Source organism: Mesorhizobium sp. M2C.T.Ca.TU.002.02.1.1, from assembly GCF_003997225.1.
This window is the reverse complement of the sequence record NZ_RZTO01000338.1, coordinates 1-6,107: the sequence shown is the minus strand read 5'-3', so window position 1 is coordinate 6,107 and position 6,107 is coordinate 1. Positions and strand designations below refer to the sequence as shown.

At 65.1% G+C, this 6,107-nt stretch carries 9 protein-coding genes and 1 pseudogene; 5 read left to right on the top strand and 5 right to left on the bottom strand.

Going from position 1 to position 6,107, the window contains the following annotated elements:
- The 3 genes and pseudogenes from EOD07_RS18530 to EOD07_RS18520 all read left to right on the top strand — a co-directional run.
- Positions 1-241: pseudogene (locus EOD07_RS18530) on the top strand (hypothetical protein); the annotation flags it as partial.
- Positions 228-785 (top strand): molybdenum cofactor biosynthesis protein B, encoded by a 558-nt coding sequence (gene moaB, locus EOD07_RS18525; RefSeq protein WP_040991004.1) that lies wholly within the window; start codon positions 228-230, stop codon positions 783-785. The pseudogene EOD07_RS18530 and the gene moaB, both read left to right, overlap by 14 nt.
- 122 nt (positions 786-907) lie before the next feature.
- Positions 908-1,333, top strand: coding sequence for an aldehyde-activating protein (locus EOD07_RS18520; protein ID WP_127236502.1), 426 nt, complete (start codon positions 908-910; stop codon positions 1,331-1,333).
- A gap of 55 nt (positions 1,334-1,388) precedes the next feature.
- On the opposite strand, the gene EOD07_RS18515 is transcribed toward EOD07_RS18520, so the two are convergent.
- Positions 1,389-1,892 (bottom strand): glycosyltransferase, encoded by a 504-nt coding sequence (locus EOD07_RS18515; RefSeq protein WP_127236501.1) that lies wholly within the window; start codon positions 1,890-1,892, stop codon positions 1,389-1,391.
- Between the two features lie 148 nt (positions 1,893-2,040).
- On the opposite strand from EOD07_RS18515, the gene EOD07_RS18510 reads away from it, so the two are divergent.
- Positions 2,041-3,195 (top strand): PA0069 family radical SAM protein, encoded by a 1,155-nt coding sequence (locus EOD07_RS18510; RefSeq protein WP_127236500.1) that lies wholly within the window; start codon positions 2,041-2,043, stop codon positions 3,193-3,195.
- Positions 3,196-3,389: 194 nt separating this feature from the next.
- Positions 3,390-4,088, top strand: coding sequence for a ribonuclease HII (locus tag EOD07_RS18505; RefSeq protein ID WP_127236499.1), 699 nt, complete (start codon positions 3,390-3,392; stop codon positions 4,086-4,088).
- Positions 4,089-4,537: 449 nt separating this feature from the next.
- Here the strand turns inward: EOD07_RS18505 and EOD07_RS18500 are convergent, their stop codons facing one another.
- From EOD07_RS18500 to EOD07_RS18485, 4 genes are all read right to left on the bottom strand, one after another.
- The gene (locus EOD07_RS18500) at positions 4,538-5,029 is read right to left on the bottom strand and encodes a F0F1 ATP synthase subunit B (RefSeq protein WP_040990995.1); all 492 of its coding nucleotides are present in this window, start codon (positions 5,027-5,029) and stop codon (positions 4,538-4,540) included.
- Between the two features lie 11 nt (positions 5,030-5,040).
- Positions 5,041-5,622, bottom strand: coding sequence for a F0F1 ATP synthase subunit B (locus tag EOD07_RS18495; RefSeq protein WP_126062275.1), 582 nt, complete (start codon positions 5,620-5,622; stop codon positions 5,041-5,043).
- Positions 5,623-5,683: 61 nt separating this feature from the next.
- Positions 5,684-5,908 (bottom strand): F0F1 ATP synthase subunit C, encoded by a 225-nt coding sequence (locus EOD07_RS18490; RefSeq protein ID WP_027164582.1) that lies wholly within the window; start codon positions 5,906-5,908, stop codon positions 5,684-5,686.
- Positions 5,909-5,987: 79 nt separating this feature from the next.
- The coding region (locus EOD07_RS18485; protein ID WP_245470223.1) for a F0F1 ATP synthase subunit A at positions 5,988-6,107 on the bottom strand (120 nt) is incomplete at its 5' end.

Here is a 6,107-nt window from a genome sequence, read left to right as displayed (position 1 = left end):
GGACATGCGCGCGAAGGCGGCATCGGCCCGCTCGATCGAACCTGCGATCGGCGAGGCGCTCAAGGCGCTCAAGCGGGCCGATGCCGCCTTCGCGCGCATGTCCGGCTCGGGCGCCACGTGTTTCGGCCTGTTCGAGACCGGCAATATCGCCAAGCGCGCGGCGATCGCGATCCGCGCCCGCCACCCCGACTGGTTCGTCGCGGCGACGCGCAGCATGGAGGTGAGCGATGGCGAAGCTTGACGAAAACCGGCCCTTCATCCCGGTGCGCATCGCGGTGCTGACGGTCTCCGATACGCGCAGCCTTGCCGACGACAAGTCCGGCCAGACGCTGGCCGACCGCATCGCGCAAGCCGGCCATACGCTTGCCGCGCGCGACATCGTCACTGACGACCGCGACAAGATCCGTGACAAGGTGCTCGGCTGGTCGAAGGACGAAAACATCGATGTCGTCATCACCACCGGCGGCACAGGCTTCACCGGCCGCGATGTGACACCGGAGGCGCTGGAGCCGATCTTCGAGAAACGCATGGACGGCTTTTCGGAAGTCTTCCACCGCATCTCCTACGACAAGATCGGCACCTCGACGATCCAGAGCCGGGCGACAGGCGGGGTCGTCAACGCCACCTTCGTCTTCGTGCTGCCTGGCTCGCCCGGCGCCTGCAAGGATGCCTGGGACGGCATTATCAAGGCGCAGCTCGACTACCGCCACATGCCCTGCAATTTCGTCGAGATCATGCCGCGGCTGGACGAGCATCTCCGGCGCGGCGGCAAGCCCGCCTCGTAACCGCAGGCAAAGGCGAGCGGCCGGCATCCGGTTCGCAGGCGAAATGGCGCTATGGCCTGCGAGCAGCCATTTCGAAGCCGGCACCGGCAAAGTACCTTGTGCCGCGAACAAGGAACCTTGCCATGACCGTTCACAGCGGCGGCTGCCATTGCGGCAACATCCGCCTCAGCTTCTCCACAGCGCTCGATCCGGCCGCGCTGGAAATCCGCGCCTGCCAATGCTCCTTCTGCACACGGCATGGCTCGCGCGCCGCCGCCGACCCGAACGGCAGGCTGGTGGTTTCGGTCGCGGACAGGGATCGCCTCCAGGTCTACCGCTTCGGCCTGCGCACCGCCGACTATCTCGTCTGCCGCGACTGCGGCGTCTATGTCGCGGCAATCGCCGGTCAGGGCGACGACGCCACGGCGGTCGTCATCGTCAACTCGCTCGACGATCGCGCGTCGTTCTCGCGCGAGCCGGTCGCCGTCTGGTTCGACACCGAGACGCGCGAGCAACGTCTGGCGAGGCGCCGCAGCGCCTGGATGCCGGTTGAGATCGAGGGGATCTGACTGGGCTGGGTTGCGCTTCTTCCTTCTCCCCTTGCGGGAGAAGGGAGAGCCGGCCTTACTTCGGGGGCGCCACCCAGATTTCGGCATTGAGCCTTCTGGTCGCCAGGCCGCGCGCCAGGGCTTCGGCGTTGCGCGCGCTCTTTGCCAGGGCCGACGCCTGGCGCTTGCTGATGACGAGGCCCTCGGCCAGCGCCCGGTTGCCCGAAAAGACGCGGGCCAGGAATGGCGCGCGATCGGCCCGGGCGCGTGAAAAGCGCGCCGGCATGGTCTGCTTCGCCGTGTGCGCCACGACCTCGTCGATCCAGCCTTCGGCGAGCCTGGCGCCGGGCTCCAGAAGAAGCAGCCAATCGCCCTTGGCCTGGCCGATGCCCACGGCGACCCCGCCGGCCACATAATGACAGCCGGCATGCTCGGCCACCCGATGCGTCTGGTCGGTCGAGCCTTGATCGCAGACGATCACGTCGCGCACGACGCCTTCGACCGCGCCGCCGACCAGCGAGGCGAGCGTGCGGGCAAGACCCTCTTCATCGTTCAAGGTTTCGATGAGAACGCTGAGCATATCAGCCGAATAGCGGAAAGTGCGGCGATGCGCCAGTTACACGCTCCAAGTGAAAAAGTTCTTGCTTTGTTCTCATGGGCAAAATAGGAATAGTTTCATGAACAGAGCGATTCGACAGCCTGCCGACAGTCCTTGGGAGAGGGCGAAAATGGAACAGATCGTACGCGCCGACATTGCTGCTTTCGGAGCAGGACGAGCCGAGATGGCAAATGCGATGATCGAGCAGAGCGGCATGCGCGTGCGGCCCGATCGCAATCGCGGCCGTTCGGCCGGCATCAACCCGTCCGGCCGGTTCGAGCCGGTCAGCCGGCATGTGTTCGACGACGGCTGGAACTCGCTGGAGGAACTGCCGCCGTTCAAGACGGAAGTGCAGGTCGAAAAGCCGCGCACGATCATCACGCGCAACGAGTCGCCCGACATTTCCTTCGACCGTTCGATCAACCCCTATCGCGGCTGCGAGCATGGCTGCGTCTATTGCTTCGCCCGGCCGACGCATGCCTTCATGGGCCTGTCGCCAGGGCTCGATTTCGAATCGAAGCTGTTCGCCAAGCCGGACGCGGCGCGCATGCTGGACCGGGAATTGTCGAAGCCGGGCTACCAGCCGCGCACGATCGCCATCGGCACCAACACCGATCCCTACCAGCCGATCGAGAAACAATACCGGATCATGCGCGAGATCCTGGAAGTGCTTGAGGCGCGCGGCCATCCGGTCGGCATCGTGACGAAGTCTGCGCTGGTGACGCGCGACATCGACATCCTGTCGCGCATGGCCGAGCGCGGCCTTGCAAAAGTGGCGCTGTCGGTGACGACGATGGACCGCATGCTGGCCCGCACCATGGAGCCGCGCGCATCGACGCCGACGAAGCGGCTGGAGGCGATCAGGCAGCTTTCGGATGCCGGCATTCCGGCGTCCGTGATGGTGGCGCCGATCATCCCGGGTCTCAATGATCCGGAGATGGAACGCATCCTCGATTCGGCCAGAGCCGCGGGCTCCAGGGAGGCCGGCTACGTCATCCTGCGCCTGCCGCTCGAAGTGGCGCCGATCTTCAAGGACTGGCTGTTGCGGCATTATCCGGACCGCTATCGCCATGTGATGTCGCTGATCCGTTCGATGCGCGACGGCAAGGATTACGATTCGGAATGGGGCAAGCGCATGAAGGGCGCCGGCCCCTATGCCTGGCAGATCGGCCGACGCTTCGAGATCGCCGCCAAGCGGCTGGGCCTCAATATCGAGCGACGGCAGCTTCGCACCGACCAATTCGTCGCAGGCTCCGGCGCCGGTGAGCAGCTGATGCTGCTTTGATATCTGCGCCGGCCCATGACGGCCGGTGCCAAGCACTTCCAGACACAGCGATTTTCCGTCTGGAATTGTCACTTGTTCGAAATTCCGTCCGGCCCTTGTCCCCCGGCCGTGAGACGGTGCCTTCCCGGTCCGACGCCCCATCCGACCCGGAAGGACTTGCGGAGAATCGGAGCCGATGCGAACCTCGCCGCACCATGGCTCGCGCGCGTTCCGATTCTCCGCTTCTCTTTGAAATGGTCGAGAAGCCCGACTTCTCGATCGAGACGAAGGCGATGGCCGACGGGCTGTGGCCGGTCGCCGGCATGGATGAGGCAGGCCGCGGTCCGCTCGCGGGTCCGGTGGTGGCCGCCGCGGTGGTGCTCAACCCCGCCAACATCCCGGAAGGCCTCGACGATTCCAAACGCCTCACCCATTTGCAGCGCGAGGCGCTGTTCCTCAAGATCCTCGGCTCGGCGCTCAGCGTATCGATGGCCTCGATCAGCGCCGAAGGCATCGACAACAGCAACATCCTGAAGGCAAGCCTCGAAGCGATGCGCCGAGCCGCCGCGGGCCTCTCGCTGCAACCGAAACTCGCCTTGGCCGACGGCCGCGACGTTCCGCCCGGCCTCGCCTGCGAAGGCCGCGCGCTGATCAAAGGCGACCAGCGCTCGCAGTCGATCGCCGCCGCCTCGATCGTCGCCAAGGTGATGCGCGACCGCATGATGTGCGGCTGCGGCGGACATCACGAGCATTACGGCTTCGAGGTGCATATGGGCTATGCGACGGTCCGGCACCGCACCGCGATCGAGATGCATGGGCCGGTGGCACGGCTGCATCGGGCGTCGTTCGCGCCTTTCCGGCTGGGTGGCGCCGAGGTGGCGGAAGAGGAAGAGAGCCTCGCCGGGCTGGAGTGATAGCCACCTCTCCCACTTTGTCTACGCTATGCACACATCTATTGTGACTGGCGTGACTGATCAGGCCTGAGGCTTGATTGCCACGTGGTTCCCCCAATCCGTCGCTGCTTCGCAGCGCCACCTTTCCCCCCTCCGGAGGGAAAGGAAGGGAGTTTTGCTGGACGCGCGTTGACGGCAAAAGGCGTGGCGCCTTTCCTCTACCCCGTCGATCGGGGGAGAGGTGGCCCGGCGAAGCCGAGACGGAGTGGGGGTCGACCAGCGCTGCATAGACAATGCATGCGCCAGGCTGCCATACACGCTATCGCCAATGACCAGCCGCTTGGAATGTGCATGCCGTAGCCCACTTTGTGGTTGAGATCAGCAGTTCAGGCGCCCCGCCTTTCCGACAACAAAAAAGCCGCCGGGTTGCCCAGGCGGCTTTTAATTTCGAAGCTTAGCTAGAATTCAGCTCAGTTCAGCTTGGCCTTCACGTCATTGAGCGCCGACTTGAACAGATCCGCACCGGCCTTGGCATCGACCTTGGCGGCGAGCAGCGCGCGGGCGGCTTCGACGGCGATGTCGACGGCCGAGGCGCGCACTTCGCTGACGGCCTCGCGCTCGGCCTGGCTGATCTTCTGCTCGGCAAGCGCGGTGCGCCGGGCGACATAGTCCTCGGTCTTCTTGGCCGCCTCGGAAGCGAGCAGCTCAGCCTCGCGCTTGGCGGCGGCGACGATGTCGGCGGCCTCCTTCTCGGCTTCCTTGCGCTTCTGCTGATACTGACCAAGCAATTGCTGGGCTTCTTCACGAAGCTTGCGCGCTTCCTCGAGCTCGGCGCTGATCTTGGCCGCGCGGGCGTCGAGCGATTTGGCGAGCATGCCCGGCACTTTCAGATAGATGACGGCGCCGAGGAAGATGAGCAGGGCGATTGTGGCCCAGAGCGTGGCGAGTGATGTGGCGTCCATGATCCCGCTCCTCACCGGCTCGCGGATTTGACCGCGGCCGCGATCTCGGACTTGTCGGCCTTGCCGCCGACAAGCGCCTCGACGATGGCCGATGTGGTGTCCTCGGCGATGGTGCCGACTTCCTTCATCGCCTTGGCCTTGATCGAGGCGATGCTCGCCTCGGCCTCGCCAAGCTTCTTCTCGAGCTCGGCCTCAAGCTTCTTGCGCGTGCCCTCGGCGTCCGCCTTGGCGGCGTCGCTTGCCTGCTGGCCGATCTTGTTGGCGTTGGCCTTGGCCTCCGCCAGTTCCTGCTCATAGGCGGCAACGGCGGCATCCGCCTCGCCCTTCAGCCTTGCGGCATGGTCGAGGTCCTGGGTGATGCGGTCGTTGCGGACATCGATGATGCCGCCGAGACGCGGCATCACAACGCGCTTCAGGAACAGGTAGAAGAGCCCGAAGGTGATGACCAGCCACAGGATCTGCGACGGGAAGGTCTTGGCATCGAACGGCGGGAACGCTTCATGCTCCGCGGCGGGCACGGCAGTGCCCGCATGCGTATCGCCCTCGGCCGCGGCCGGCGCTGTTTCTTGCGCGTAGGCAGATGTCACGAACATCTCATTCCCCTGTCCATGGAACGGGGCCGCACCATGCGGCCCCTTTCGTCAGCTCTCAATCTTACTTGAAGACCAGGAGCAGAGCGATCAGGAGCGAGAAGATGCCCAGAGCTTCGGTCACGGCGAAGCCGAAGATCAGCCGGCCGAACTGGCCATCAGCGGCCGACGGGTTGCGGAGCGCGCCCGAGAGGTAGCTGCCGAAGATGTTGCCGAGGCCGATGCCCGCGCCGCCCATGCCGATGCAGGCGATACCAGCGCCGATAGCAGCTGCTGCAGTTGCGTCCATTTCAAAACTCCTGTGGTTTGCTTGTTCGTTGCAGTTGGTACGTTGGGTATGCTGGCGCCGGGGCGCCGGTGAAAATCGATCAGTGGCTCGGGTGCAGCGCGTCGTTCAGATACATGCAGGTCAGCACCGCGAAGACATAGGCCTGCAGGAAGGCGACCAGCAGTTCGAGCGCGGAGAGCGCGACCGCCATGGCCAGCGG